General features: G+C 60.8%; 27 protein-coding genes and 1 pseudogene. 14 read left to right on the top strand and 14 right to left on the bottom strand.

Annotation, left to right across the window (positions count from 1 at the left end; all coding sequences use genetic code 11):
• Positions 1 to 19 precede the first annotated feature (19 nt).
• The 4 genes from garD to Q0O99_RS01335 form a co-directional block, all read right to left on the bottom strand.
• Positions 20 to 1,597, bottom strand: a complete 1,578-nt coding sequence (gene garD, locus Q0O99_RS01350) for a galactarate dehydratase (protein WP_293747753.1) — start codon at positions 1,595 to 1,597, stop codon at positions 20 to 22.
• Positions 1,598 to 1,703: 106 nt separating this feature from the next.
• The gene (locus tag Q0O99_RS01345) at positions 1,704 to 2,828 is read right to left on the bottom strand and encodes a mandelate racemase/muconate lactonizing enzyme family protein (protein ID WP_293747751.1); all 1,125 of its coding nucleotides are present in this window, start codon (positions 2,826 to 2,828) and stop codon (positions 1,704 to 1,706) included.
• A gap of 74 nt (positions 2,829 to 2,902) precedes the next feature.
• On the bottom strand, positions 2,903 to 3,901 hold the full coding sequence (locus Q0O99_RS01340) for a tripartite tricarboxylate transporter substrate binding protein (RefSeq protein ID WP_293747749.1): 999 nt from the start codon (positions 3,899 to 3,901) through the stop codon (positions 2,903 to 2,905).
• A gap of 58 nt (positions 3,902 to 3,959) precedes the next feature.
• Positions 3,960 to 5,249: a glucarate dehydratase family protein gene (locus tag Q0O99_RS01335; RefSeq protein ID WP_293747747.1), complete on the bottom strand. Its 1,290-nt coding sequence runs from the start codon at positions 5,247 to 5,249 to the stop codon at positions 3,960 to 3,962.
• A 142-nt stretch (positions 5,250 to 5,391) separates the two neighbouring features.
• Here Q0O99_RS01335 and Q0O99_RS01330 point away from each other — a divergent pair, with 142 nt between their 5' ends.
• From Q0O99_RS01330 to Q0O99_RS01295, 8 genes are all read left to right on the top strand, one after another.
• The gene (locus tag Q0O99_RS01330) at positions 5,392 to 6,126 is read left to right on the top strand and encodes a FadR/GntR family transcriptional regulator (protein ID WP_293748130.1); all 735 of its coding nucleotides are present in this window, start codon (positions 5,392 to 5,394) and stop codon (positions 6,124 to 6,126) included.
• A gap of 82 nt (positions 6,127 to 6,208) precedes the next feature.
• On the top strand, positions 6,209 to 7,546 hold the full coding sequence (gene gudD / locus Q0O99_RS01325) for a glucarate dehydratase (RefSeq protein WP_293747745.1): 1,338 nt from the start codon (positions 6,209 to 6,211) through the stop codon (positions 7,544 to 7,546).
• A 42-nt stretch (positions 7,547 to 7,588) separates the two neighbouring features.
• Positions 7,589 to 8,353: an HpcH/HpaI aldolase/citrate lyase family protein gene (locus Q0O99_RS01320; RefSeq protein ID WP_293747742.1), complete on the top strand. Its 765-nt coding sequence runs from the start codon at positions 7,589 to 7,591 to the stop codon at positions 8,351 to 8,353.
• A 14-nt stretch (positions 8,354 to 8,367) separates the two neighbouring features.
• Positions 8,368 to 9,189, top strand: coding sequence for an NAD(P)-dependent oxidoreductase (locus Q0O99_RS01315; protein ID WP_293747739.1), 822 nt, complete (start codon positions 8,368 to 8,370; stop codon positions 9,187 to 9,189).
• Between the two features lie 111 nt (positions 9,190 to 9,300).
• Positions 9,301 to 10,458 carry an alpha-hydroxy acid oxidase gene (locus Q0O99_RS01310; RefSeq protein WP_293747737.1) on the top strand — a complete coding sequence of 386 codons (1,158 nt, stop codon included), beginning with the start codon at positions 9,301 to 9,303 and terminating at the stop codon, positions 10,456 to 10,458.
• A gap of 88 nt (positions 10,459 to 10,546) precedes the next feature.
• Positions 10,547 to 11,830 carry a DNA polymerase IV gene (locus Q0O99_RS01305; RefSeq protein ID WP_293747735.1) on the top strand — a complete coding sequence of 428 codons (1,284 nt, stop codon included), beginning with the start codon at positions 10,547 to 10,549 and terminating at the stop codon, positions 11,828 to 11,830.
• Complete coding sequence (locus Q0O99_RS01300) at positions 11,796 to 12,638, top strand: enoyl-CoA hydratase-related protein (RefSeq protein WP_293747733.1); 843 nt, start codon at positions 11,796 to 11,798, stop codon at positions 12,636 to 12,638. Before Q0O99_RS01305 ends, Q0O99_RS01300 begins: the two co-directional genes overlap by 35 nt.
• A 36-nt stretch (positions 12,639 to 12,674) precedes the next feature.
• Complete coding sequence (locus tag Q0O99_RS01295) at positions 12,675 to 13,154, top strand: GNAT family N-acetyltransferase (RefSeq protein WP_367185168.1); 480 nt, start codon at positions 12,675 to 12,677, stop codon at positions 13,152 to 13,154.
• Between the two features lie 73 nt (positions 13,155 to 13,227).
• On the opposite strand, the gene Q0O99_RS01290 is transcribed toward Q0O99_RS01295, so the two are convergent.
• Positions 13,228 to 13,686 carry a type II toxin-antitoxin system VapC family toxin gene (locus Q0O99_RS01290; protein WP_293747730.1) on the bottom strand — a complete coding sequence of 153 codons (459 nt, stop codon included), beginning with the start codon at positions 13,684 to 13,686 and terminating at the stop codon, positions 13,228 to 13,230.
• Positions 13,687 to 13,874: 188 nt separating this feature from the next.
• On the opposite strand from Q0O99_RS01290, the gene Q0O99_RS01285 reads away from it, so the two are divergent.
• A complete protein-coding gene (locus tag Q0O99_RS01285) occupies positions 13,875 to 14,153 on the top strand; it encodes a hypothetical protein (RefSeq protein ID WP_293747728.1) in 279 nt (92 codons plus the stop codon).
• A 2-nt stretch (positions 14,154 to 14,155) separates the two neighbouring features.
• Here the strand turns inward: Q0O99_RS01285 and Q0O99_RS01280 are convergent.
• A pseudogene (locus Q0O99_RS01280) lies at positions 14,156 to 14,254 on the bottom strand (VF530 family DNA-binding protein); the annotation flags it as partial.
• A gap of 69 nt (positions 14,255 to 14,323) precedes the next feature.
• On the opposite strand from Q0O99_RS01280, the gene Q0O99_RS01275 reads away from it, so the two are divergent.
• Positions 14,324 to 14,677, top strand: a complete 354-nt coding sequence (locus tag Q0O99_RS01275; protein ID WP_293747726.1) for a hypothetical protein — start codon at positions 14,324 to 14,326, stop codon at positions 14,675 to 14,677.
• Positions 14,674 to 15,081: a type II toxin-antitoxin system VapC family toxin gene (locus Q0O99_RS01270; RefSeq protein WP_293747724.1), complete on the top strand. Its 408-nt coding sequence runs from the start codon at positions 14,674 to 14,676 to the stop codon at positions 15,079 to 15,081. Before Q0O99_RS01275 ends, Q0O99_RS01270 begins: the two co-directional genes overlap by 4 nt.
• An 18-nt stretch (positions 15,082 to 15,099) precedes the next feature.
• Here Q0O99_RS01270 and Q0O99_RS01265 read toward each other — a convergent pair whose 3' ends face one another.
• The 6 genes from Q0O99_RS01265 to yaaA form a co-directional block, all read right to left on the bottom strand.
• Positions 15,100 to 17,127, bottom strand: coding sequence for an AAA domain-containing protein (locus tag Q0O99_RS01265; RefSeq protein WP_293747722.1), 2,028 nt, complete (start codon positions 17,125 to 17,127; stop codon positions 15,100 to 15,102).
• Positions 17,124 to 17,501, bottom strand: coding sequence for a transcriptional regulator (locus Q0O99_RS01260; protein ID WP_293747720.1), 378 nt, complete (start codon positions 17,499 to 17,501; stop codon positions 17,124 to 17,126). The genes Q0O99_RS01265 and Q0O99_RS01260 overlap by 4 nt, the downstream gene beginning before the upstream one ends.
• A 17-nt stretch (positions 17,502 to 17,518) precedes the next feature.
• Entirely contained in the window at positions 17,519 to 17,827 is a 309-nt protein-coding gene (locus Q0O99_RS01255) for a type II toxin-antitoxin system HigB family toxin (RefSeq protein ID WP_293747718.1), read from the bottom strand.
• Positions 17,828 to 17,909: 82 nt separating this feature from the next.
• Complete coding sequence (locus Q0O99_RS01250) at positions 17,910 to 18,350, bottom strand: PACE efflux transporter (protein WP_293747716.1); 441 nt, start codon at positions 18,348 to 18,350, stop codon at positions 17,910 to 17,912.
• Positions 18,351 to 18,373: 23 nt separating this feature from the next.
• Positions 18,374 to 19,219 (bottom strand): NADPH-dependent 7-cyano-7-deazaguanine reductase QueF, encoded by an 846-nt coding sequence (queF, locus tag Q0O99_RS01245; RefSeq protein WP_293747714.1) that lies wholly within the window; start codon positions 19,217 to 19,219, stop codon positions 18,374 to 18,376.
• Positions 19,216 to 19,992 (bottom strand): peroxide stress protein YaaA, encoded by a 777-nt coding sequence (gene yaaA / locus Q0O99_RS01240; protein WP_293747712.1) that lies wholly within the window; start codon positions 19,990 to 19,992, stop codon positions 19,216 to 19,218. The genes queF and yaaA overlap by 4 nt, the downstream gene beginning before the upstream one ends.
• Between yaaA and Q0O99_RS01235 the strand changes: the two genes are divergently transcribed.
• The 3 genes from Q0O99_RS01235 to Q0O99_RS01225 all read left to right on the top strand — a co-directional run bounded on the left by Q0O99_RS01235 (position 19,991) and on the right by Q0O99_RS01225 (position 22,965).
• The gene (locus Q0O99_RS01235; RefSeq protein ID WP_293747709.1) at positions 19,991 to 20,710 is read left to right on the top strand and encodes a pseudouridine synthase; all 720 of its coding nucleotides are present in this window, start codon (positions 19,991 to 19,993) and stop codon (positions 20,708 to 20,710) included. The two genes, yaaA and Q0O99_RS01235, sit on opposite strands and share 2 nt — an antisense overlap.
• A 131-nt stretch (positions 20,711 to 20,841) precedes the next feature.
• Positions 20,842 to 21,963 (top strand): NADH:flavin oxidoreductase/NADH oxidase, encoded by a 1,122-nt coding sequence (locus tag Q0O99_RS01230; RefSeq protein WP_293747707.1) that lies wholly within the window; start codon positions 20,842 to 20,844, stop codon positions 21,961 to 21,963.
• A gap of 30 nt (positions 21,964 to 21,993) precedes the next feature.
• Positions 21,994 to 22,965: a tripartite tricarboxylate transporter substrate binding protein gene (locus Q0O99_RS01225; RefSeq protein WP_293747705.1), complete on the top strand. Its 972-nt coding sequence runs from the start codon at positions 21,994 to 21,996 to the stop codon at positions 22,963 to 22,965.
• A gap of 148 nt (positions 22,966 to 23,113) precedes the next feature.
• Here Q0O99_RS01225 and Q0O99_RS01220 read toward each other — a convergent pair whose 3' ends face one another.
• Entirely contained in the window at positions 23,114 to 23,983 is an 870-nt protein-coding gene (locus tag Q0O99_RS01220) for an alpha/beta hydrolase (protein WP_293747703.1), read from the bottom strand.
• 52 nt (positions 23,984 to 24,035) lie between these two features.
• Positions 24,036 to 25,184 (bottom strand): TonB-dependent siderophore receptor (locus tag Q0O99_RS01215; RefSeq protein ID WP_293747700.1); only part of this gene is annotated, 1,149 nt, incomplete at its 5' end.

The raw sequence follows: 25,184 nt of genomic DNA, 5'->3' as shown, positions 1-25,184 counted from the left end.
TCAAACGGGTCAACGGGGTTTAAGTGATGGGTGCAGGGTTAAACAGCACCAAGGCGTTGTGCAGCTTCCAATGCTCGGCCCAGGTTTTGCGGCCACTGGCCACAGCCAGCAAATGGTGAAACAGCTCCCAACCTGCGTCTTCGATGCTGATTTCGCCGTCAGCTATGCGCCCGGCGTTCATGTCCATCAGGTCATGCCAGCGGCGCGCCAAATCGGTCCGGGTGGCGACCTTGACCACGGGGCAGGCCTGCAATCCATAAGGCGTGCCGCGTCCGGTGGTGAACACATGCACATTCATGCCTGCGGCCAGCTGCAAGGTGCCGCAAATGAAATCGCTCGCGGGCGTGGCAGCAAACACCAAACCTTTTTGATCAGGCTTGAGCTTGTCGCCAGGTGCCAACACGCTGGCAATGGCCGAGCTGCCGCTTTTGATGATGGAGCCCATGGCTTTTTCAGCGATGTTGGACAAGCCGCCCGCCTTGTTGCCCGGCGTGGTGTTGGCGGTACGGTCCACACGGCCCCGGTCCAGATACTGGTCGTACCAGCCGAGTTCACGCACAATGTCCTCGGCCACCTGCGGTGTGGCCGCGCGGCTGGTCAGTTGCTCCACGGCGTCGCGCACTTCGGTGTTTTCCGAAAACATCACCGTGCCACCAGCGCGCACAATCAAATCGGCCATGTAGCCAACGGCAGGGTTGGCGGTGACGCCGGAGAATGCGTCGCTGCCGCCGCACTGCACGCCCACCACAAAAGCGCTGGCGGGCACCGTCTCGCGGCGGCGTGCGTTCAACCGCTCCAGGTGCGGGCGGGCGCTTTGCACGATGTGCTCGATCATGGACATGAATCCGACATGCGCATCGTCTTGCAGACACACCAAGTCTGGGCCTTGGTCTTTCTCGCGAACATCGTGGATCGGGAAACTGCCCGAAGGCAACAAGCGATCGGGCTGCAGTTTTTCGCAACCCAAACTCACCACCATCACCTCGCCACCGAAGTTGGGGTTCAAGCTGATGTGGCGCAGGGTTCGGATCGGGATTTCCGCCCCTGGCGCGTCAATCGCGACACCGCAGCCATAACTGTGCTCCAGACCCACCACGCCATCGACATTCGGAAAGAGCGGCAACAATTCGCGCTCGATGCGCTCGACCGCGATCTTGACGACACCGGCCACGCATTGCACGGTGGTGGTGATCGCCAGAAGATTGCGCGTGCCGACCGAGCCATCTGCGTTGACAAAGCCCTCAAAGGTGAAGCCTTCCAGCGGGGCTTGCGGTGCGGGCTGAACGGTGGCCATGGGCAGGCCTTGCAGTTCACGCGCATGTGGAATGTCGAGCAACCGCTCATGCACCCAGCTGCCTGCTGGGATGTCTTGCCGCGCATAACCCACCGGCACGTTGTAGCGCATCACGGCTTGTCCTTGTGCCAAATCCACCAAGGCCAACTTGTGACCCTGAGGCACCTTGTCGCGCAAAACCAGCCCATGAGCCACGCCTTCAGGCATGAGCGTGCCTGCAGGCAAGCCACCGTCATTGGCGATGATGGCCACGTTGTCATCTGGGTGCATGCGGATAGCCAAGGGTCGGGCGTGGGTGGTCATGGTCAACTCAAAACGAGGATGCTTGCCCGTGAAATAGGGGTCGATGGTTGCCGGTGTCGTGACACCTCGGTTCAAGTTGAAGAGATTGGTGCATGGAGGACACCTTTCAGCTGGAGATGCGGTGGAGGCCTTCCCGCCAGGTCAACGCCTCGTCGGAAAGTGTGAAGCCCAAGCCTGGCCTATCCGGTAGCATCATCCGACCGTTTCGGATTTGGAGCCGCTCATTGAAGGCTGGCTCCAACCATTCGATGTGCTCCACCCATGCCTCGTGTGGATATGCACAACCCAGGTGGATATGGATTTCCATCACGAAATGCGGGGCAAGCTTGAGCCTGGCCAAATCGGAGATGGTGGCGATTTTCAGGAACGGAGTGATACCCCCAATGCGGGGCGCGTCGGCTTGCATGAAGGTCACCGAGCGGTGACGGACCAGTTCCGCGCACTCGGCAAGACTGCTGAGCATCTCACCGCTCGCGATGGGCGTGTCCAGCCGCTCTGAGAGCATGGCATGGCCGGCGTAATCGTAAGCACTCAGGGGCTCTTCCAACCAAACCAAACCCAATTCATCGAGTTGGCGTCCGGCCCGCAACGCAGTGGTGAAGTCCCACTGTTGGTTGGCATCTGCCATCATCGGCACGTCTTCGCCCACGTGTTCTCTGACCGCCCGCACGCGTGCTATGTCAAGCTTCAAATCAGGCTGCCCAACTTTCAGCTTGATGCCACCGAGGCCATGAGCAAGCGACCGGTCAACATTGCGCAACACCTCGTCCAGTGAAGACGACAGATAACCGCCTGACGTGTTGTAGCAGGGCACATCGTTGCGGTGAGCACCGAGCAACTTGCCGATGGATTTTCCGGCACGCTTGGCTTTCAGGTCCCACAGGGCCACATCGAAGGCGGCAATGGCTTGCACGGTGACACCGGTACGCGCTACCGATGCGCCAAGCCATGCCATCTTCTCCCAAAGACGTCCAATGTCGTCCGGATCCTCACCGATCAGCTCCCCCGCAATGTCCTTGGCATGTGCCAGCATGGCATGCCCCCCCGCCCGCAGGGAGTAGCTGAAGCCGAAACCCTTCTCCCCGTGGCGGGTCTCAATTTCTGCGAGCAGAAGATCAACATGGGTCAGGGGTTTTTGACGTCCGGTCGATACCTTTGCATCGCTCACAGCTTGTGGCAACGGTACTCGACACAGCGAGACTTCAACGTGTTGGATAGGGTCTGTGTTCATAGGGTTGCGGATCGCGCTTGAGGACTTGTGGAGAGTCGTTCATGCTGAGTGGGTTGCGTTGGTCGGGTGCTGAGTTATTCAGCCTTGATGCCAGCGGCTTTGATCACATCGGCCCATTTCGCGACTTCGGCTTTCTGGTACTCGCCCAGTTCGGCAGGTGTCATGGTGGACGGCACCATGCCAAACCCTTTCAGTCGCGCTTGCAACTCGGGTGTGGCAACGATCTTCATGATCTCGGCGTGCAGTCGGTCGACAATGGGCTGCGGTGTCCCGGCGGGTGCGAACACGGCTTGCCAAGAACCCATGTCGAACCCGCGCTGGCCGGCCTCGGCGATGGTAGGCACCTCGGGCAGAGACTCCAGCCGCTTGGAACTGGTCACGACGATGGGGCGCAACCGTCCCGCCTGGATGTGTGGGCCCACCACCAGTGACGTGTCGAACATCATGTCGACTTGGTTACCGAGCAATGCCTGAACGGCAGGACCAGAGCCCCGGAAGGGAACGTGGGTGAACTTCACGCCCGTCTGATGAGCCAGCAATTCCATGGCCATGTGCGGGGAGGTGCCGATGCCTGCCGAAGCCGAAGTCATACCGCCGTTTTTGGCCTTGCTGGCGGCCAGAACCTCATTCAGTGTTTTGTGAGGACTGGACGCCGGGACGGCCAACACCAGCGGACCCGATCCCAGCATGGCAATGGGCGCGAAGGATTTCACCGGATCGTACCCAATGGGGTTGGTGTAAAGGCTGATGTTGATGGCGTGTGAGCTGATGGTGCCGCCCAGGATGGTGAAACCATCTGCAGGCGCACGGGAGACAGTGGCCGAGCCAACGCTACCACCGGCACCGGCTTTGTTGTCAATCACCACTTGGGTGCCCAGCGCAGTGGCCAGCGCTGGGGCAATCACGCGGGCCAACGTGTCGGTATTACCACCAGGCGCAAATGGCACCACGTAAGTGATGGGCTTGGCCGTTGGCCAGCCGCTCTGGGCCGAGGCGGGCTGGATGGCAAATGCTGTTGCGAGCAAGGCGGTGCCGGTGGCAAATGTTTTGCGAATCAGGGTGCGGCGTTGCATGGAGTGTCTCCTTGGGCTGGGTGGATGGGAAATTGGCGTGGTGGGCGAGAAAGCATTTTTAAAAACGCGGCTGCTCGCCAGTGAAGGCGGGCGCGTACTTGCGCATCTGGGCCAGGTCGTCGCGTTGGCGTATGGATGTGTTCAGGTAGTTGTCGTGCAGGCGCGCCAGGGCTTCACGGTCCAGCGTCACGCCCAGGCCGGGGGTGTGGGTCACCCGCAGGCTGCCGTCTTCGAAACTCATGCGGCCGCCCTGCACCACCTCGTCGTCCTGCCAGGGGAAGTGGGTGTCGCAGGCATAGGACAGCTGCGGCACCGAAGCGGCCAGGTGGGTCATCGCCATCAGACTAATGCCCAGGTGCGAGTTGGAGTGCATCGACAGGCCCAGGCCGAAGGTCTGGCACATCGTGGCCAGGCGTTGGGTGGCGCGCATACCGCCCCAGTAGTGGTGATCGGACAGCACGATCTTGACTGGGCAGCCCATCTCTACGTTGCGGCGGAATTCCTTCAGGTCGGTGACCACCATGTTGGTGGCCAGCGGCACCTCGCACTGCCGGGCGACCTCGGCCATGCCCTCCAGGCCCGGGGCAGGGTCTTCGTAGTACTCCAGTACGCCACGCAGTTGCTCAACCACCTTCAGGCTGGTGGCCACGGTCCAGTTGGCATTGGGGTCGATGCGCAGTGGCGCACCCGGAAACGCTTTGGCCAGCGCCAGCAGGGCTTGCACCTCTTGCTCAGGCGGCAAGGCTCCGGCCTTGAGCTTGATGCTTTTGAAACCGTAGGTCGCGATCATTTGGCGCGCTTGCGCCACTATCTGCTCGGGCGTGAGGCCCTCACCCCAAGGGTCTGCCGCATAAGGCTGGCCGATGTGCTCGGCGTACTTGAAGAACAGGTAGGCGCTGAAAGGCACCGCATCGCGTGCCGCACCACCCAGCAAATCCACGATCGGGGCACCGGCCAGCTGACCTTGCAAATCGAGCATGGCCACTTCAAAAGCGCTGATGACCTTGGCCACATTTTTGGACACATGGGTGCCGGGAGCGAGCGAGATTTGCTCACCCAAAAACTCAGATCCGGTTTGACCAGGGGACACCAAAGCGGCCACCCGGATTTCCATGGTGATCAAGTCCCAGGGCGACAAACCTTGCAAGGCCGGCGCTGCCTTGGCCAGCGCCTCCAGCATGGGCAAATCGCCATAGGTCTCGTTGATGCCAACGCGCCCACAGGCGGTTTCAATCTCAATGATGGAGCGCAGCGCCCATGGCTCGTGAATTCCCGCCGCGTTGAGCAGCGGCGGATCACGGAACGCAATGGGCGTGATGCGCACGTGGCGGATGGCAAGAGGCGTCACGAAGTTACAGTTCCTGGTTCATCAAAAAAGGGGCTCGGGTCTGCGCTGTTCTGCTACATTGGGATCTAGAGATTCATGTGATCAGTTGTCGTACAAGTAAATTATCAGAGTCACCATAAAAACTGGAATGCGTACTTACCCGATGAACACCCCGCAAGCCGCCCCAGAAAAACGCAAATCGCGCAGCCTGACCTTTGAACTGGTCGATCAGCTGAGCACCGAAATCCAGAATGGCACTTTGAGCAGTGGCCAAAAACTGCCCACCGAAGCGGCCATCATGGAACGCTTTGGCGTGAGCCGCACCGTGGTGCGCGAGGCGATATCCAAACTGCAAGCCGCAGCGCTGGTGGAGACGCGCCACGGCATTGGCACCTTTGTGCTGGAGCAATCGGAGTCCCCATCATTTCGCATCAACCCCAGCCAACTGAGCACCTTGCACGATGTGATCGCCCTGCTCGAATTGCGCATCAGCATCGAGACCGAAGCCGCCGCCCTGGCCGCTGTGCGGCGAAATGAAGCCAATCTGCGCGTCATGCAAGAGGCCATGGGTGCATTTTCGAGCGCCATCGAAGAAGGCCGTGACGCCATCGCGGCGGACTTTCAGTTTCACCATGAAATTGCCCGCGCCACCCAAAACAACCACTTCGCCGACATGATGAATTCGCTGGGTTCGCAGTCAATTCCGCGGGCTCGACTGGAGACCACGCCCATCATCGACGCAACCCGACTGGCCTATTTGCGACGCGTGCACCAGGAGCACGAAAACATCCTGAACGCCATTGCCGCACAAGACGCCGAGTCGGCCCGCGCCGCCATGCGCACCCATCTGTCCAACAGCCGCGACCGGCACAAAAAAGGCGCTTCCAGCCACCACTGAAGCTCGCGCCAAGGGTTAACACGCATCATCCGATACGGGTTTAAGTTGTACGATGTCTTTCGAATCAACAGACATTTCACCCATGCCTCAGTCTTCCTCCACCCCTGTCGTCACCCGCATGCAGGTGATCCCCGTGGCAGGCCACGACGGCATGCTGATGAACCTCAGCGGCGCGCACGGCCCGTTTTTCACCCGCAACATCGTCATACTGAACGATTCGGCAGGCCAGACGGGCGTGGGCGAAGTGCCCGGCGGCGAAAAAATCCGCCAGACCCTGGAAGACGCCCGCCCACTGGTCGAAGGCCAGCCGATTGGCCAGTACAACGCGGTGCTGCAAGCCATGCGCCATCAGTTTGCCGACCGCGACAGCGGGGGCCGAGGCCAACAGACCTTTGATCAGCGCACCACCATCCACGCCGTCACGGCCGTTGAAAGCGCCCTGCTCGATTTGCTGGGCCAGCACCTGAACGTGCCGGTGTGCGCCCTGCTGGGTGAGGGCCAACAACGCCAGCGCGTGCAAATGTTGGGCTATCTGTTTTATGTGGGCGACCGACAGCAAACCGACCTGCGCTACCGCAGCGAACCAGATCAGGCCGACAACTGGCTGCGCTTGCGCCACGAAAAAGCCATGACCGCCGACGCCGTGGTGCGCCTGGCCGAAGCGGCGCAAGCACGCTACGGCTTTCTGGACTTCAAGCTCAAAGGCGGCGTGCTGCGCGGCGAAGAAGAAGTCGAAGCCGTGGTGGCCCTGCACGAGCGCTTTCCCCAAGCGCGCATCACGCTCGACCCCAATGGCGGCTGGCTGCTCAAAGACGCGATCCGCCTGCTGCGCGACCACCGCAGCTCCATGGCCTATGCCGAAGACCCGTGCGGCGCAGAAGGCGTGTTCTCAGGCCGCGAAGTCATGGCCGAGTTCCGCCGCGCCACCGGCTTGCTGACCGCCACCAACATGGTCGCCACCGACTGGCGCGAGATGGCGCACAGCATCCAGCTGCAGTCGGTCGACATTCCGTTGGCCGACCCACATTTCTGGACGCTGCAAGGCTCGGTGCGTGTGGCGCAGCTGTGCCAAATGTACGACTTGACCTGGGGCTCGCACTCGAACAACCACTTCGACATTTCGCTGGCCATGTTCACCCAGTGTGCCGCTGCCGCGCCCGGCAAGGTCACCGCCATCGACACGCACTGGATCTGGCAAGACGGCCAGTTCCTCACCAAAGACCCGCTGCAAATCAAGAACGGTTATGTCGATGTGCCCGCCCAACCCGGCCTGGGCATCGAAGTGGACATGGACGCGGTGATGAAGGCCAACCAGCTTTACCAGCAGCACGGCTTGGGCGCACGCGATGACGCCATTGCCATGCAGTACCTGATCCCCGGCTGGAAGTTCAACAACAAGATGCCTTGCATGGTGCGCTGAAATCTCAGCCACCACACACCACCACCTTTGAGGAATCACACCATGGAAATGCCCGTCAACCATTTCAAACACGCCATCCAATCCGGTCAAAAGCAAATTGGCCTGTGGTCGCACCTGTGCAGCAACATCAGCACCGAAATCCTGGCGCACTGCGGCTTTGACTGGCTGCTGCTGGACATGGAGCATTCGCCCAACGACTTACCCGAAATATTGGCGCAGTTACAAGCCATGAAGGGCAGCCCAACCAATGCCATCGTGCGCCCACCGTGGAACGACATGGTGACCTTCAAGCGCTTGCTGGATGTGGGCGTGCAATCCCTGTTGGTGCCCTACATCCAAACCGAAGAAGAGGCGCAACAAGCGGTGTCTTACACCCGCTACCCGCCGCACGGCGTGCGCGGTTATGCAGGTGCGCCCCGCGCCAGCCACTATGGCCGCGTGAAGGGCTATGCCCAACACAGCAGCGAAGAAATTTGCCTGTTGCTGCAAGTCGAAACCGTGCTGGGCCTGCAAAACATCGAAGCCATTGCCAACGTGGACGGCGTGGACGGTGTGTTCATCGGCCCCGGTGACTTGTCGGCCGCTTTAGGCCACTTGGGCAACCCCAAGCACCCCGATGTGCTGAAAGTCATCGACGAGTCCATTGCGCGCATCCGGGCCTGTGGCAAAGCAGCCGGCATCCTCACGGGCGACGAAGCCCTGGCCAAACACTATGTCGAGCAAGGCTGCTTGTTTGTGGCCGTGGGCGCTGACCAAAACGTGTTGCGCGACAGCGCCACCGCCTTGGCGGGTCGTTTCAAATCCTGAATTTCAAAAACCACATGCTCAAAACACCCGCCTCCCCCATTCGATTTCCGCGCCTGCTCCTCACGGGTGCGGGTGGCAACCTGGGCAAAGAGCTTCGCCCCCGCCTGAAAGCCTATTGCGACGTGCTGCGCGTGAGCCACCGGCGTGAACTGGACCCAGCGGTTGCGGGCGAAGAGGTGCAACTTGCATCGCTTGAAGACAAAGACCAGATGATGGCCTTGCTCCAAGGCGTGAACGCGGTGGTGCACATGGGCGGCGTGTCCACCGAACAGCCCTGGGCGCCGATTTTGGCGGGCAACATTGTGGGCATGGTCAACCTGTACGAAGCCGCCCGTTTGCAAGGGGTCAAGCGCATCGTGTTTGCCAGCTCCAACCATGTGACGGGCTTTTACCGCCAAGACGAGGTGGTCAACACCCGCATGCCGCCCAAGCCCGATGGGTTTTATGGCCTGTCCAAAGCCTTTGGCGAAGACCTGGCCCAGCTGTATTGGGACCGCTGGGGCATCGAGACCGTGAGCCTGCGCATTGGCTCTTCTTATGCCGAACCCAAAGACCGTCGCATGCTGGCGACTTGGCTGAGCTTTGACGACCTGGAGCGCCTGGTCGTGTCTGCCCTGACCGCGCCCATCGTGGGCCACAGCATCATTTACGGCATGTCAGACAACCAGACCACCTGGTGGGACAACACCCACGCCAAACACCTTGGCTACCGCCCTCTGGATTCGTCCGACGTGTTCCGCCCTGCCGTGGAAGCACGCCAACAAAGCATCGACACACAAGACCCAGCCGCCATCTACCAGGGCGGCGCCTTTGTGAAAGCCACGCCCCACGGCTGAAGCAGGCCACAAGAAATTTCAATCGCACTGTCCCAAGTTTCACAAGCTGGCACTGCCCCAGCGGCTACGATGAGGTTCAGCTCTGCTTGATCAAAACCCAGGAGACCCCCTATGTCCGTGATCACCACCATCGAAGACCTGCGCGTTTTGGCCGAAAAGCGCGTGCCGCGCATGTTTTATGACTATGCAGACAGCGGCTCCTGGACCGAGAGCACCTACCGGGCCAACGAAAGCGATTTTCAAAAGATCAAGCTTCGCCAGCGCGTGGCGGTGAACATGGAAAACCGCAGCACCGCCAGCACCATGGTGGGCGAGAAAGTCGCCATGCCGGTGGCCATTGCGCCCACAGGCCTCACAGGCATGCAGCACGCCGATGGCGAAATCCTGGCAGCCCGAGCAGCCAAGAAATTTGGCGTGCCTTTCACCTTGTCCACCATGAGCATCTGCTCCATCGAAGACGTGGCCCAGCACGCCGGTGAAGGCTTTTGGTTTCAGCTGTACGTGATGAAAGACAGGGGCTTCATCGAGCGCCTGATTGACCGCGCCAAAGCCGCCCACTGCGGCGCGCTGGTGCTCACGCTGGACTTGCAAATTCTGGGTCAACGCCACAAGGACCTGAAAAACGGCCTGTCTGCACCGCCCAAGCTGACCCTCAAGAACATGATCAACATCGCCAGCAAGCCCCGCTGGGCCTTGGGCATGCTGGGCACACCACGTCGCCAGTTTGGCAACATCGTGGGCCACGTCACGGGCGTGGCCGACATGAGCAGCCTGTCTTCGTGGACCGCCTCGCAGTTCGACCCCGGCCTGAACTGGGGCGATGTGGAGTGGATCAAAAAGCGCTGGGGCGGCAAACTCATCTTGAAGGGCATTCAAGACGTGGATGACGCCCACATGGCGGTGCAATCGGGTGCCGACGCCCTGATCGTCAGCAACCATGGCGGCCGCCAGCTCGACGGCGCGCAGTCCAGCATCGAAGCTCTGCCCGCCATCGTGGATGCCGTGGGCCAGAACATCGAAGTGCACATGGACGGCGGCATCCGCAGCGGCCAAGACGTGGTGAAAGCCCGCGCCCTGGGCGCCAAGGGCGTCTACATTGGCCGCTCCATGCTGTATGGCTTGGGTGCCATGGGCGAAGCGGGCGTGACCAAAGCGCTGGAAATCATCCACAAAGAACTGGACCTGACCATGGCCTTTTGCGGCCGCACGCAAATGGACACGGTGGACAAGAGCATCTTGCTGCCAGGCACCTTTCCTACAGGCCACTAAATCGGCCTGGCCAGGGCTTGGGCAAGCGCCAAACCCCTTGGGGGCGCGCTATGCTTGGCGGGTGACTGTTTCTCCCGTTTCAAGCGCCATGGCCCCGCCCATCCGCCGCATTGCCCACCTCGACATGGACGCGTTTTACGCGTCCTGCGAGTTGCTGCGCTACCCGCAGCTCAAGGGCTTGCCGGTCGTCATTGGCGGCGGCCGCCGCAAAGAAGACGACCTGCTGGGCAAGCTGCAAGCGGCCTACCCGGATGGCGAATGGACCGAAGAGAGCTTTGCCGAGCGGCTGGACCGCATCCCGGTGGACTTTTTCCCACGCATTGAGGGCTACACCGGGCGCGGCGTGATCACGACAGCCACCTATGCGGCGCGTCAGTTCGGCATTGGATCAGCCATGGGCCTGATGAAAGCCGCCAAGCTCTGCCCTCAGGCCCTCTTGTTGCCGGTGGACTTTGAGCGCTACCGGCACTTTTCGCGCACCTTCAAAAGCATCATTCTGGACATCGCGCCCGTCATGCAAGACCGGGGCGTGGACGAGGTCTACATCGACTTCACCGACGTGCCCGGCGGCCAGCGCGAAGGCGGACGGGTGCTGGCCCGCTTGATCCAAAAAAGCATTTTTGACGCCACGGGCCTGACCTGCTCGATCGGTGTGGCGCCCAACAAACTCATCGCCAAGATGGCCAGCGAGTTCAACAAGCCCAAGGGCATCTCCATCGTGCACGAGGCCGACCTGCAAACCCTGATCTGGCCGCTGGCTTGCCGCAAGATCAACGGTGTGGGCCCCAAGGCCGATGAAAAGCTCAAGGGCTTTGGCATCCACACCATCGGCGAGCTTGCCGCACGCGAGCCGCACTGGCTGATTGAAAACTTTGGCAAAAGCTACGGCGCTTGGCTGTTTGATGCCGCCTGGGGCCGCGACGACCGCCCGCTGGAAACCGAGAGCGAGCCCGTCAGCATGAGCCGCGAAACCACCTTTGAGCGCGACCTGCACGCCGTGCGCGACCGCGCCGAGCTGGGCGCGGTCTTCACCCGACTGTGCGAGCAAGTGGCCGCCGATTTGCAGCGCAAAGGCTACGAAGGCAAAACCATTGGCATCAAGCTGCGCTATGACAACTTTCAGGCCGTGACGCGGGACCAAACCCTGACCGAATACACCTCCGACGGCAAACACATCCGGCTGATCGCAGGCCAGTGCCTCAAACGGGTAGACCTGTCACGCCGCCTGCGGCTGCTGGGCGTGCGGGTGGGTTCGCTGGTCAAAGCCGGGACAGCGCAGACACCCATCGCCGCTTACAGTGAAACACCCGACCAAGACCCTCCTCAAGTGAATGACCATGGACAAACTCAGCTGCTTTTCCCTCTCGACTGACCATCACATCGCCCACCTGGTGCTCAACCGCCCCGAAGCGATGAACACCATGAGCCCCACCTTCTGGCGCGAACTGCACGAGGTGCTGACCGACATCCACAGAGCGGGCACGGCGCGGGCACTGGTGATTTCCAGCACAGGCAAACACTTCAGCGCAGGCATGGACCTGCAGACCTTTGACAGCGCCATCCAAATGGACGACACCAGCGCCGAAAGTCGCTCGGCCGTGTACGACATGCTGACCGACATGCAGCACACCTTCACCCTGCTCGAAGAACTGCGCATCCCGGTGATCGCGGCCATCCACGGAGGCTGCATTGGCAGTGGTTTGGACATGGTGACCGCCTGCTGCATGCGCTATGCCTCGGCCGATGCTTTCTTTTGCATCCAAGAAATCAACATCGGCTTGGTCGCCGACGTGGGCACGCTGCAACGCCTGCCCAAGTTGCTGCCCATGGCGCTCGTCAAAGAACTGGCCTACACAGGACGTCGCCTCAGTGCCGACAAAGCCCTGGTCCACGGCCTGGTGAACGAAGTGCTGCCCACCCACGAAGCCACCGTGGCCGCCGCCCTGCAAGCGGCCAAAGAAATCGCCAGCAAACCACCCGTGGCCATCTGGGGCACCAAGCAGGTGCTGCACTACGCCCGCGACCACAGCACCGAAGACAGCCTGCGCCACATGGGCTGGCTGCAAGGCGCGATCTGGAGCAACGCCAACGTGCGCGAAGCCATCAGCGCGTTCCAGCAAAAACGCGAGGCCAACTTCGCGCCACTGCCAGCGCTCAAGGGATTTCGGGAATTTGGTTGAGGCGAGTTGAGCCACAAGACGAGAACACCAGCCGCCATGTCAATGACCATTGCACCCGACGATCCCGCTCGGCCAGATGTGTATGCGCTGCTCGAAGAGCACCTGCGCCACATGCATGAACTGTCACCGCCTGAAAGCGTGCATGCGCTCGATGTGGGCCAACTCAAACGCCCCGAAATCACCCTCTGGTCCGCTCGCGATGGCGATCAGCTTTTGGGATGCGGTGCCCTCAAGGAACTGTCCCTTGACCATGGCGAAATCAAATCCATGCGAACCCCAACGTGCCAGCGACGTCAGGGTGCAGGTCGTGCCATCCTGAATCACATCATCAGCGAAGCCATCCTGCGTGGCTACAAACGACTGAGCCTGGAAACCGGGCCTGCCAGCACGTTTGCGCCAGCGCACAAACTGTATGAGAGTGCAGGATTTCGGCCCTGCGGCCCCTTTGGCGACTACCAACTTGACCCCCATAGCGTCTTCATGACCATGGACCTCCAAAGTCATGCGGCCGCTTGACTTCAGGTAACTCACTGCGGTGCCTTGATCGCATCCGTTGACACACGAACCAGCCAAAGGTCAATAGGACCAACTAAACAGGCCCAAACGGATTGAACACCTCAAACCCCAACGCCCGGAAGTCGGCCATATTCCGGGTGGCAACCGTGAGTCCATGAACTTTCGCGGTGGCGGCAATCATGGCGTCTTCATAAAGCGTGTCTGACTTTCGGTGCATCAACTTTGCCCAAGCCGTGAAGGCTGCCGCGTCCATGGGCAAGACGTTGCAAGCGCTCGCCACCAAGGCCAACCAGTCTTCAATCTGTTGCGCCTTTTCGGGGTCTTGTTCCCGGGTCAGCTCGACGCCCGCTTGGATTTCACCCAACGTGACCGCAGACACGTAAAGCTGGGCGTCATCCAGCGATTCCAGCCAAGCCACCACGCCGCCATGCGGGCGTGGTTTGCGCAACTCAGACACCACTTTGGTGTCCAGCAAATACCGCTGCGTCACAGCATCGGCTCCACAATGAAAACCCAGAATAGGCTTACTCACGTATTCCAATGCGACGTCAGAAATTGGATTACTGAAGACCGCCAAAGACTTGGCACACAGTGAAACCGAAGAGCGTTTTTACTGCATCGATAAAGCGGGTGGCGGTATCTTGACGGTGCGCTTCACCTACAGGCGCAAAGTCATTCGAATCATTGGGGCAGGCTATTGGCGTAAGGGAAAGGCAATTTATGAAAAAGAAGATCGTTTACACAGATGAGCCCATGGGTGATGTTGAGGTGGTCGCGGATTTTTTGCCGTCACCTGCGGAGCTGGCGTTCCGGGAAGATGGTGTGAAAGTCACGCTGGCCCTCAGCAAGAGCAGCGTGGAGTTTTTCAAGTCTGAGGCATCCAAGCACCACACCCAGTACCAGCGCATGATCCGCCGCTTGCTGGATTCATACGTTGAAGCGCAGGGCGCTGCTGCCAGCAAGGCAAAAGGTACAGAGCGCAAGCGCGCACCGATCTAGGTCTAACGAATCGCCCCCCTGCGCGCTTGCTCCCTCAGCACAAACAGGTACAGACTCTCCACCTTGTCACGCACCCAAGGCGTTTTGCGCAGAAACTTCAACTTTTACGGAATGATTTGTTTGATGATAAAGTAGGTACGTTTTCATAGATACATTCCAAGGAGTACGCCATGCTCGCTACCGCCAAAGTTTTTACCAACGGCCACAGCCAGGCGATTCGCTTGCCCAAGGCATTTCGCGTGGATGTCGATGAAATGTGGATCGCCCGCAACGAGGTAACGGGCGAGATCACGCTCAAGCCCAAGGACACGGAAACATTGCGTCAGCGTCGACTAGATGCGCTGATGGCCGCCATTGCCGACAACCCATTGCCCGACGACTTTTTGTCGGATGCCAGCCGGCAAAACCATCCGCCCAAAAATCCGTTTGCGGACTGGGATACGCCAACGGCCACCAAAGCTCCCGCTAAAGCACGCGCTATAGCCTCAGCAAAGCCCACCGCCAAAACCAAGGTCCGCAAGTGATCAAGTACCTGGTCGATACCAACATCCTGGGCTACTTTGCGCGCAACAGCTCTGCCGCGCTGCAAAAGCGCATGTTGACGGCGCTCAAAAAGCAAGAAGTGGCTATCTCTGCCATCACCCGCGCCGAAATACGGTTTGGGCTTGCACTGCTGCAAGCAGATGACAAACGCCGCCGAACCATCGATTTGCTGCTCAATGAGATTCCCGTGTTGCCATGGACGGTGGAGGCAGCGGACCGCTATGGAGACATTGCTGCCCACCTGCAGCAAACTGGGCAGCCCATTGGCGAAATGGACACCCAAATCGCCGCGCATGCATTGGCACTGGGCCTGCCCTTGGTGACCTACAACACGCGGCACTTCAAGCGGGTGGCGGGCTTGAAACTTGAAGACTGGATGAACTGAAGCAGCCGAACGGGCCTTCTATCGAACGACTGTTAGGGCCGTGCGGTAGCCCCCCACCCCCTTCACATACGCCAACAACTCCCCAAAAAACGGATGCCTGCAAAGCGTGGACGAATCGCCCACCAGCAGCAACTTTCGCCGTGCGCGGGTCATGCCCACGTTCATGCGGCGGATGTCAGACAGGAAGCCGATCTCGCCTTGGGGGTTGCTGCGCGTCAGCGTGATGGCAATGATGTCGCGCTCTTGGCCCTGAAACGAATCGACGGTGCCCACGCTGAGCCTGCGTTGCAGCAGCAAACCATTCAGCACTTCGCTGTCTTCGATGGCGTCTTTGAAGTAGTTGATTTGGGCGCGGTACGGTGCAATCACGCCAATGCTGAGCGGGGTGTGTTGCTGTTCGTCGTGTTCAGCGGCGTCGTAGGGCGCCAGCAGTTGCGCCAGGCGCTCCAGCAGCAAGTGAGCTTCTTCGGGGTTGGCGGTTGAGCGGCTTTCGGGAATGGCCACTTCTTGATATCCGCAGCCCGCCGTGTCGATGAATTCCACTGGCAGGTCGGGTGCAAAACGCAGGTCATAAGCCTCTAGGCCCGCGTGGCGCACGCTGGCGTGCGGCACCAGTTGGCCGCCATAAAACTTTTCGGAGCTGAAGCCCATGATCTGCTCGTGCATGCGGTATTGCGTGGTGAGCATGCGGGCCGTTTGCGGTTGCCGCTGTATGCACTTTTCAAACAGGGTTTCGCGCAGGCCTTCGCGGGCGGCTTGTTCGCTTTTCACGGTGGGCGGCAGCTGGTGGTGGTCGCCCGCCAGCACAAGGCGCTGGCCCTTGGCGATGGGAATCCAGCAACCCGGCTCCAGGGCCTGGGCGGCTTCGTCAATGAAGACGGTCTCAAAGCTCAGGTGGCGCATGTGGCGGTGGCTGGCGCCCACCAGCGTGCAGGTGATGACCTGCACCGATTCGAGCACGTCCTCGGTCATGAAGCGCTCCAAGTCGTCGGCGGCTTGGCGCAGCGTGCGCGCTTCTTCACGCAGCCATTGGCGGTGCTGACGTTCCTCAAAACCAAAATGGCTGACACGTTCATTGGCTGTGTCGCGGTGCTGCTCAGCGGTTTGGCGCATCGCATGCATCTTGGCGTAGCTGGGGTGGACCATCACTCCGGCGTCGAGCGTGTGCTTGAGCAGCAGCTCCGACACACGGCTGGGGTTGCCCATGCGAATCACATTCACACCGCGCTCGGCCAACTTTTCGGTCAGCAGGTCCACGGCGGTGTTGGAGGGGGCGCACACCAGCACGCGCCGTTCACGCCGTATGGTTTCCAAAATGGCTTGCACCAGCGTGGTGGTTTTGCCCGTGCCGGGCGGGCCGTGGATGATGGCCACGTCTTGCGCCGCGATCACATGCTGCACCGCCGCAATCTGCGAGTCATTGAGCGCACTGGGGTAAAACAGGTCGTCGGCTTGGGGCTCGCGATAGCGGGCTTGCCTGGCGCCCAGCAGCACGTCGCGCAGTTCGGCCAAGTGGTTGCCGTGTGCGCCAATGACGTCGTTCATGCCCTGGTGCATTTCGCGGTAGCTGACCTCGTCAAACGTCAGGTCAATGCCAAGAGTGCTGCCGTTTTGGGTGCTGGCGTTCAGCACCCAGTCGGGCAGCTCTTCTTTGGTGGTGGCCAGCACCAGCTTGTTGCGCCGCACGCTGGTCACCACGCCGCTCAGCACCGGGCGGTCAGGCCCCGAGTAGCCGGGCGCACTGCTGAACACACAAGCGTTTTTGCCCACCTGAAACAAGTGCAGGTCTTGCCGATGCGCCGGGCGTTCCAGCTCCAGCACCACCTTGCCACCAAACCCAATGTCTTCTTGGGTGATGGTGACGGGGTACCAGGTCAAGCCGCGCCGACGCCGCTCTTTGATGCTGGCACTGGCGTTTTTGAGCTTGAACTGCGCCTGGTCTTCCTTTTGCTCCAGTTGCATGAGCGCTCGCACATGGCGCAACTCATGTTGGATATCACGTTCGAGTGCGCAAGGGGCGGAGGGGGTGGGGTGTTGGTCGCTCACCCGATTGGTCTGGCGTTGTCTGTGATGAGCACCTGAGCGGAGATGCCCAAACCTTTGTTCAGATTTCGGATCATGCGCAGCGTGAGGGGGCGTTTGTGGCTCAGCACTTCATAGACACGGTTGGGTTGACCGATCATCGGCTCCAGGTCTTTGATTGAAAGCCCCGCTTGGTCCATGCGGAACTTGATGGCCTCTACGGGGTCAGGCAAATCAATCGGATGGTGCTTGCGCTCATAGGCCTCAACCAAGGTTGAGAGCACATCCAGGCGTTCGCCTTCGGGAGAGTCAGGCGATGGATCTTGATCCACAAGCTCTGACACCACGCGCAGTGCAGTGCGGTAATCTTTTTCTGTGCGGATGGGGGTGATTTCCATGATGTTCTCCAGGGCGTTCACGACTGATCGACTGAGGCCGCATCGACCTTGTCGTATTCGGCATGCGTGCCCACAAACTTGATGTAAGCGATTTGCATCCGGTACGCAAAGGCGACGATGAGCCGGTACTTGTTCCCTGCAATGTTGAGGACGACCCGGTTGTTGCCAACGATGCTGGCGTTTCCGTATTGAGCTTTGACATCGCCTGGGGATTTCCATTCGGCGCGACAGGCTTCACCGTGCCAAGTTTTCAAAGGTTCTTCTGAGTCCCCGCGCCCGGGCTTTTCCCAGAATGTCTTGAGGGTGGATACGGCAATGACTCGCATGGCGATATTTTAGTCCCAAATTGGGACTAGTGATCTATATTTTCCAGGCGCTGTGTCCGCCAAGACCTTGACTGCCGCGCCCTCAGCCCCGATCGCCATCGCCCGCCTGGGCAGAAGCGGGCAATCCGAAGACCCGGTCGAAGCACCAGGTGAACGCGATGGCATAAAAGAAAAAGAACGCCAGCAGGCCCAGGTTGGCCACCAAGGCAGCAGTGGGCGAGATGTCCAGCCACAGCGACATGACGGGCAAAAGAAGGATCACCAAACCGCCTTCAAAACCGGCCCCGTGGACCAGCCGCCTGACAAAGGAACGGCCGCGCACGGACTGGCGCGACTCCCAGCGCTCAAAGAGCCAGTTGAAGGCGTAATTCCACGTCAGCGCAATGCATGACAACACAACCGCCAAGCCCAATGTGGAAGCGGGCGACTTGTCGAAGGCCAGACTCAACACGGGCCCGACCACGGCGATGGCGATGGCCTCGTACAAAAGGGCCTGGAGAACGCGGCGGGTGGTGGGAGACATTATTGGGAACGAAGTGAATGCGTTCACTGCCTCGCCGTGCGCACGTTGGGTGGCAACTTGCCCGGCGCGCTGGTGCGCCAGGGGTTGATGTCCAGCCCGCCGCGCCGGGTGTAGCGGGCGTACACGGTCAACTTGGTGGGCTTGCAGCGCGTCCAGATGTCCATGAAGATGCGCTCCACGCATTGCTCATGAAACTCGTTGTGGTTGCGAAAACTCACAATGTATTGCAGCAAACCCGCTTGCTCGATCTGCGGACCGCTGTAGGTGATTTGCACGCTGCCCCAGTCGGGCTGGCCCGTCACCAAACAATTGCTTTTGAGCAAGTGGCTGACCAGGGTTTCGCTCACGGGCAGCTCGTCGGTACTGGCGCTCAGCAGGTCCGGCGCAGGCTCGTAACGTGTGCACTCGATGTCCATGCGGTCCAGATTCAGGCCGTCCAGTTCATGCACGGGTTCGGTGTCAAATTGCTCTTGCAGCAACAGCTTCACGCCCACGCTGGCTTGCACCGCACCGCCATGCCAGATGGCGGCGCTGATGTCGCGGCGGATCATGTCGCGCACCGCGTCGGCACTGTCCAGTCGGGTGTTGTTGAAGCTGTTCAGGTACAGCTTAAAGGATTTGCTCTCCACAATGTGTGTGCTCTCGGCTGGAACGGTGATGTGCGCCAGTGACACCTGCGGCTTGCCCTTGGGGTTGAGCCAAGACAACTCGAACGCCGTCCACAAGTCGGCCCCAAAAAACACGGGCTGGCCGGTGACGCCGATCTCAGCGCGCTTGGTGGCACGGGGAATGGGGAACAGCAAACCCGCGTCGTACTGGTCCACATAGGCGCTGGATTTGCCCAGTTGCGATTGCTCTGGCGAGTTCATGCTTGCACTTTTCTGCGAAACACCAAACGGTCGGGTTCTGAAACAGCCGCGTCATGCGCGAAGCCCTCCAGACCGAAACCTAACAGCCCTTCAGGGTGGGTGATGCGCTGTTGCACCGCGTAGCGCGCCATCAGGCCACGCGCCCGCTTGGCGCTGAAGCTGATGATCTTGTATTTGCCGCCCTTGAAGTCTTCAAACACGCATTCGATCACCCGCGCCTTGAGGATTTTGCGGTCCACCGACTTGAAATATTCTTGAGAAGCCAAGTTCACAATGACCGGGGTTTTGTCTTTGGCCAGCTGGGCGTTCAGGTGCTCGGCAATTTGCGGCCCCCAAAACTTGTACAGGTTGCTGCCCTTGTCGGTTTGCAGCGTGGTGCCCATTTCCAGGCGGTAGGGTTGCATCCAGTCCAGCGGGCGCAGCACGCCATACAGGCCACTCAAAATGCCCACATGGGTTTGCGCCCACTCCAGGTCTTGCGCTGACAAGGTCTTGGCGTCCAGGCCTTCGTACACATCGCCATTGAAAGCCAACACGGCTTGTTTGGCATTTTTGGCGGTGAATTTGGGGCTCCAGGCTTCGTAGCGGGCCACGTTCAGGGCCGACAGCGCGTCCGACAAGTCCATCAGCTCGGCGATTTGCTGGGGCGACTTTTGGCGCAGCACCTCGATCAGGGCCTGCGATTGCGGCACAAACTGCGGCAGCGTGTGCGGCACACCTGCGGCGGGGGTTTCGTAGTCCAGAGATTTGGCGGGTGACAATAAGAACAACATGCTCGACATCCTTTACTTGGACGATTATCTCGCCATCGTGCACAAGCCCGCCGGCTGGTTGGTGCATCGCACCCCCTTGGACAAGGGCGAAACCCGTTTTGTGCTGCAAACCCTGCGCGACCAAATTGGGCAACACGTCTGGCCCGTGCACCGCTTGGACAAGGGCACCAGCGGAGTGCTGCTGTTTGCGCTGGATGCCGACACGGCGCGCCTGCTGGGCCAGGCCTTTGAAAGCGGCCAGGGCCTGCAAAAAACCTACCGCGCGGTGGTGCGCGGCTGGCCTGCCGATGCAGGCCTGATCGACCACCCTTTGAAACGCATGCCCGACGACATGCGCACCGAGCGCCTGGAAGTGCAGCCCGCCCAAAGCCGCTTTGCCACCTTGCGCCACTTTGAACTGCCGCTGCCTCAGCAAGGCTTTGCCAGCACCCGCTGCGCTGAGGTGGCCCTGGAGCCACTGACAGGCCGCCGCCACCAGCTGCGCCGCCACATGAAGCACATCGCCCACCCGATCATTGGCGACGCCACGCACGGCAAGGGGCCTCTCAACCGCGACGTGGCCGAGTTGATTGGGCTGCAGCGGTTGTGGTTGCACGCCACACGCTTGCAACTGGCACACCCCGTGAGCGCTCAGCCACTGGTCATCGAAGCACCGTTGCCTGCTGAATGGGGACTTTGGAAAACATTTCCAAAATGCCCCACCGCAGTCAGGGCTTGATGTCACGCAGCGGATAAGACCCAGCCTTTGATCTGCCTAAGATCGCACAACTTTCATTTGGCTTGGCCCCCAAATGCCGCCCAGCTGGCTGACCCAGCCCCATCTGTGACACCTGACAAGACCAACACACCATGAGTTTGCTGTTCACCCCCTTCACCTTCAACGCGCCCTCCGGCCCCCTCACTTTGCCCAACCGCATCGTGGTGGCCCCCATGTGCCAGTACTCGGCCGACAACGGCCAGGCCACCGACTGGCACCTGACGCATTGGACCAACCTGCTCAACAGCGGTGCGGGCCTGTTCATGATTGAAGCCACGGCTGTATCGGCTGTGGGCCGCATCAGCCCCGGGTGCTTGGGCTTGTGGGACGACGCGACGCAGGCGGCGCTGGGTGACAAACTGGAACGTGCGCGTCGCTTGGCGCCCGCGATGCCCGTGTGCATCCAGATCGGCCACGCGGGCCGCAAGGCCTCGAGCGCATGTCCTTGGGACGGCGGCATGTTGATCACCCCAGCAGACGGCGGCTGGCAGCCTGTGGCGCCCAGCGCCCTGCCCCACTTGCCCCAAGAGGCGCCCCCCACCGAGTTGAGCCTGGCCGACATCGCGCAAATCAAGGCCGACTTTGTGAACACCGCACGTCGCAGCCAAGCACTGGGCATTGAGGCCGTGGAGTTGCACGCCGCGCACGGCTATTTGCTGCACCAGTTTTTATCACCCTTGTCCAACCAGCGCACCGACCCATACGGCGGCTCATTTGAAAACCGCATCCGCTTTCCGATGGAAGTGTTCCAGGCCGTGCGCGAAGCCTTTGGCGGCACGCTGGGCATGCGCATCTCGGGCACCGACTGGGTCGACGGTGGCTGGACGGTCGAGGAAACCGCCGAACTGGCCATCCAGATCAAGCAAGCCGGGGCGCAGTTCGTGCACATCTCGTCGGGTGGCGTTTCGCCTCTGCAAAAAATCACCTTGGGGCCAGAGTACCAAGTGCACTTGGCCAAAGCCGTGAAAGCCGCCTCAGACCTGACCACCATCGCCGTGGGCCTGATCACCGAGCCCGCCCAGGCAGAAGCCGTGCTGCAACGCGGCGACGCCGATCTGGTGGCGCTGGCCCGTACTTTCATGTACAAGCCTCGCTGGGGCTGGGAAGCGGCTGTGGCCCTGGACGGCACCGTCGACTCACAACACCAGTACTGGCGCAGCTTGCCCCGCGAAGCCAAAAACATTTTCAAGGACGCCAAAATTGGCATGCGCTGATTTCATAAAACCACAGCAAGAGAGACAAACATGAACACACGTCGCAAAGTTTCCAAACTGCTCGCCTTGGCCACCCTGTGCGCCCCGCTGGCCTTGATGGCCCAGTCCTTCCCCAGCAAGCCGATCACCTTGGTGGTACCGGTGCCACCGGGCGGGCTGGTGGACACCTCGGCCCGATTGATCTCTGAGCCTTTGGGCCGTTTGATTGGCCAATCGGTCGTGATCGACAACAAGGGCGGCGCCAGCGGCAACCTGGCCTACCAACAAGTGGCGCGTGCGCCCAAAGACGGCCACACGCTGCTGGTGTCCTACTCCGGTTACCACATTGCCAACCCCATCCTCATGAGCAAACTGCCATGGGAGTTGAAAGATTTGACACCCGTGGGCTTGATCACCGTGGCCACCAACGTGGTGGCGGTGCATCCCTCGGTGCCGGCCAACAACATGCGGGATTTCATCGCGTTTTTGAAGCAAAACCCGGGCAAGCTGAACTACGCGTCTCAGGGCAACGGCTCGGTCTCGCACATCGGCACCGAAATCTTCAAGCAGCAAACCGCCGTGGATTTGGTGCATGTGCCTTACAAGGGTTCTGGCCAGGCCATTGCCGACGTGCTGGGCGGCCAAGTGCAGGTGTTCATGACCACACCACCCTCGGTGATGCAACACATCCAGGCGGGCAAACTCAAGGCGCTGGCGGTGACGGGCAAAAAACGCCACCCCGGCATGCCCCAAGTGCCCACCATGGCCGAAGCGGGTTACCCCAACATTGACCTGGAAGCTTGGGTGGCCCTTTATGCCCCAGCGGGCACGCCCACAGCCACCATCAACCAACTGGCCGATGCCGTCAAGCGCAGCTTGGACTTGCCCGAGAGCAAGCAGCGGGCTGACCAAGCCGGTATTGAGGTGCGCTTTCTTGCCCCGGCCGACATGACCAAACTGCTGGACCGCGAAATCGCCGACTGGACGCAGGCCATCAAGACCGCGAACATCAAGCTGGATTGAAAAAAGCCCCGCATGGGCGGGGCTGAAAATTTTGTAGGTCGGTGGCTTTAGCCCCGACAAGCAGCCCTCACCAGGCCAGCAATGTCGGGGCTAAAGCCACCGACCTGCGGGATACCGGTGAACAAAATTCATACTGCAGCATGCAGGATCAAGAACCAGCGATCAACTGCTGGGCCAGCGCATGCAAACGCGTGCCTGGCCGGGTCAGGTCGGTCACGATGCTGAAGTGGTTGAGGCCAACCAAGTCTTCGCACACAGGCACGGTTTGGGGGCCCCAGGCCTGGTGGATCAATCGGTTGTGGCGCAAGAATTCGGGGCTTTCATCGCCCCCGGCCACGGTGTAGAGCACACCTTGGCGCGGGCGCCGCCACTTGGCCGGGCTGCACATGCGCACCTGCGCGGGCGTGAGGCGCAAATCACCCTGAAGAAATGGCGTCTTGCGCATGGGCTCCAGATCAAACAGGCCCGAGATGGAAAGCGCCTGGCGCACCAGACCCGCTGGCAAATCGCGCCCCACTTTTCCCCAGTCACAGCCCAGCAGCATGGTGGCCAGATGACCACCGGCCGAATGGCCGATGGCGCTGATGTTGCCCGCGTCGCCGCCGTGCTCGGCAATGTGCCGCCAGGCCCAGGCCGTGGCTTTCGCCATCTGCACAGCAATGTCGGGAATGGTGACAGTTTTCTCGGGCGTGCCTGGGCACAGTGCGTAATTGACCACCACCACGCAGGCACCCATGTCGTGCAAGGCCGGGGCCACAAAGGAGTGGTCTGATTTGTCCAGACTGCGCCAGTAGCCGCCGTGGATGAAGATCACCACGGGGGCGTTCGGCTGGGCGGCCGGAAAAATGTCCAGGGTCTCGCCCGGGCCGTCGCCATAGGGCAAATCCAGATGGCCTTTCAGGCGCTCGCGGGCTTGCACCGAGGCGCTTTGCCAATGGGCAAAGTGGTCCGCAAAGTCGGGCACCAAGGCCCGGTTGTTGTACATGCGGTCGTGCCAGCCGGCGTCTTTGGTGGGCATTTTTGTCTCCAGTTGGGGGGGGTCTTGGTCCACCATCTTGGCACAAGAAGCGTCAGATTTTCATCTCCAGGCGCAACTGGACATTGCACCAGTTCGGCGAAGTGTTGCGAGAGGTTTCGCTCACGCCATTGCCGCTGTAGGTGGACGAGGTCAGGTAATCGCGGGGGGTGAGGTTGCTCACCGTCAGGCGCAAGGCGGTGGCGGGGGAAAAGCGCCATTGACCATACACATCGAGCACGCGCTTGGTGCCTTGGTAAGCCCACTGCTGCTCGCTGCGGCGGGTGTCGTAGTCGGGGTTCCAGTTGAGGTTGCCACCCAAAGTGAACGGGATGCTGCGCACACGGTAGTCGGCCCCCAGGTTGGCCGTCATGCCGGGCTGCTGGTCCAGCCGGTTGTCGGGGCCAGGCACCTGTTTGACCCGGGAGCTGAACAGGCTCAGGTTGCTGCGGATGTCCACCGGCAAGGCGCCTGCCCGCACCTGGTCCAGACGGAATTTGGCTTCGAGCTCGATGCCCTGCGTGGTGGCATCGCCCAGGTTGATGGGCGATGACACCCAGCGGTCTTGGCCAGGCGCCCAAGAGGGGCTGCTTTGCTGGGCCACGGTGTAGCGGATCAAGTCGGTGATTTGCCGATGAAACACGTTGGCACTGAGCACGCCGCCCCCGGACAGGTAGCGCTCAAAGGCCACATCGATGCCGGTGGCCATCTCGGGCCGCAGATCAGGGTTGCCCACGCGGTCGGGGCGGGTGGGGCTGTTGGCCTCGCGCGAGGGCACGGGCCGGGCCACCAGGTTGTAGAGCGTGGGGGTTTTGTAGCTGCGGGTCAGGCTCATGCGCACCTGGTCGCGCTTGGCCGGGTCGGGCTTCCACAGCGCATGCAGCAAAGGCGTCCAAACCGAGCTGGTGTTGGACTTGAGCCCTTGCTCGCTCGTGCCTTCGGTCAGGATGGATTCATACCGCAAGCCGGTGTAGGCCGACCAATTGGCGTTGATCTTGAACTCGTCTTGTGCATATGCGGCCCAGCGCAGGGTGCGGGCGCGGATGTCGCCACCGTCCTCGTCCACGGCGGCATTGGCCTGTTCCACGCGGCGCACACCTTCGAACTCCAGGCCGCTCACGATCTGGTGTCCGTTGTCCATGGCGCGGGTCCATTTGCCGTTCAGGCTGCCGGTGCGGTCGACAAAGTTTTGCGTTTCAAAGCC

Origin of the sequence: Limnohabitans sp. Rim8, assembly GCF_945901735.1 — a bacterium.
Taxonomy (GTDB): Bacteria; Pseudomonadota; Gammaproteobacteria; order Burkholderiales; family Burkholderiaceae_C; genus Limnohabitans_A.
This window is presented reverse-complemented; position numbering and strand designations above follow the sequence as displayed.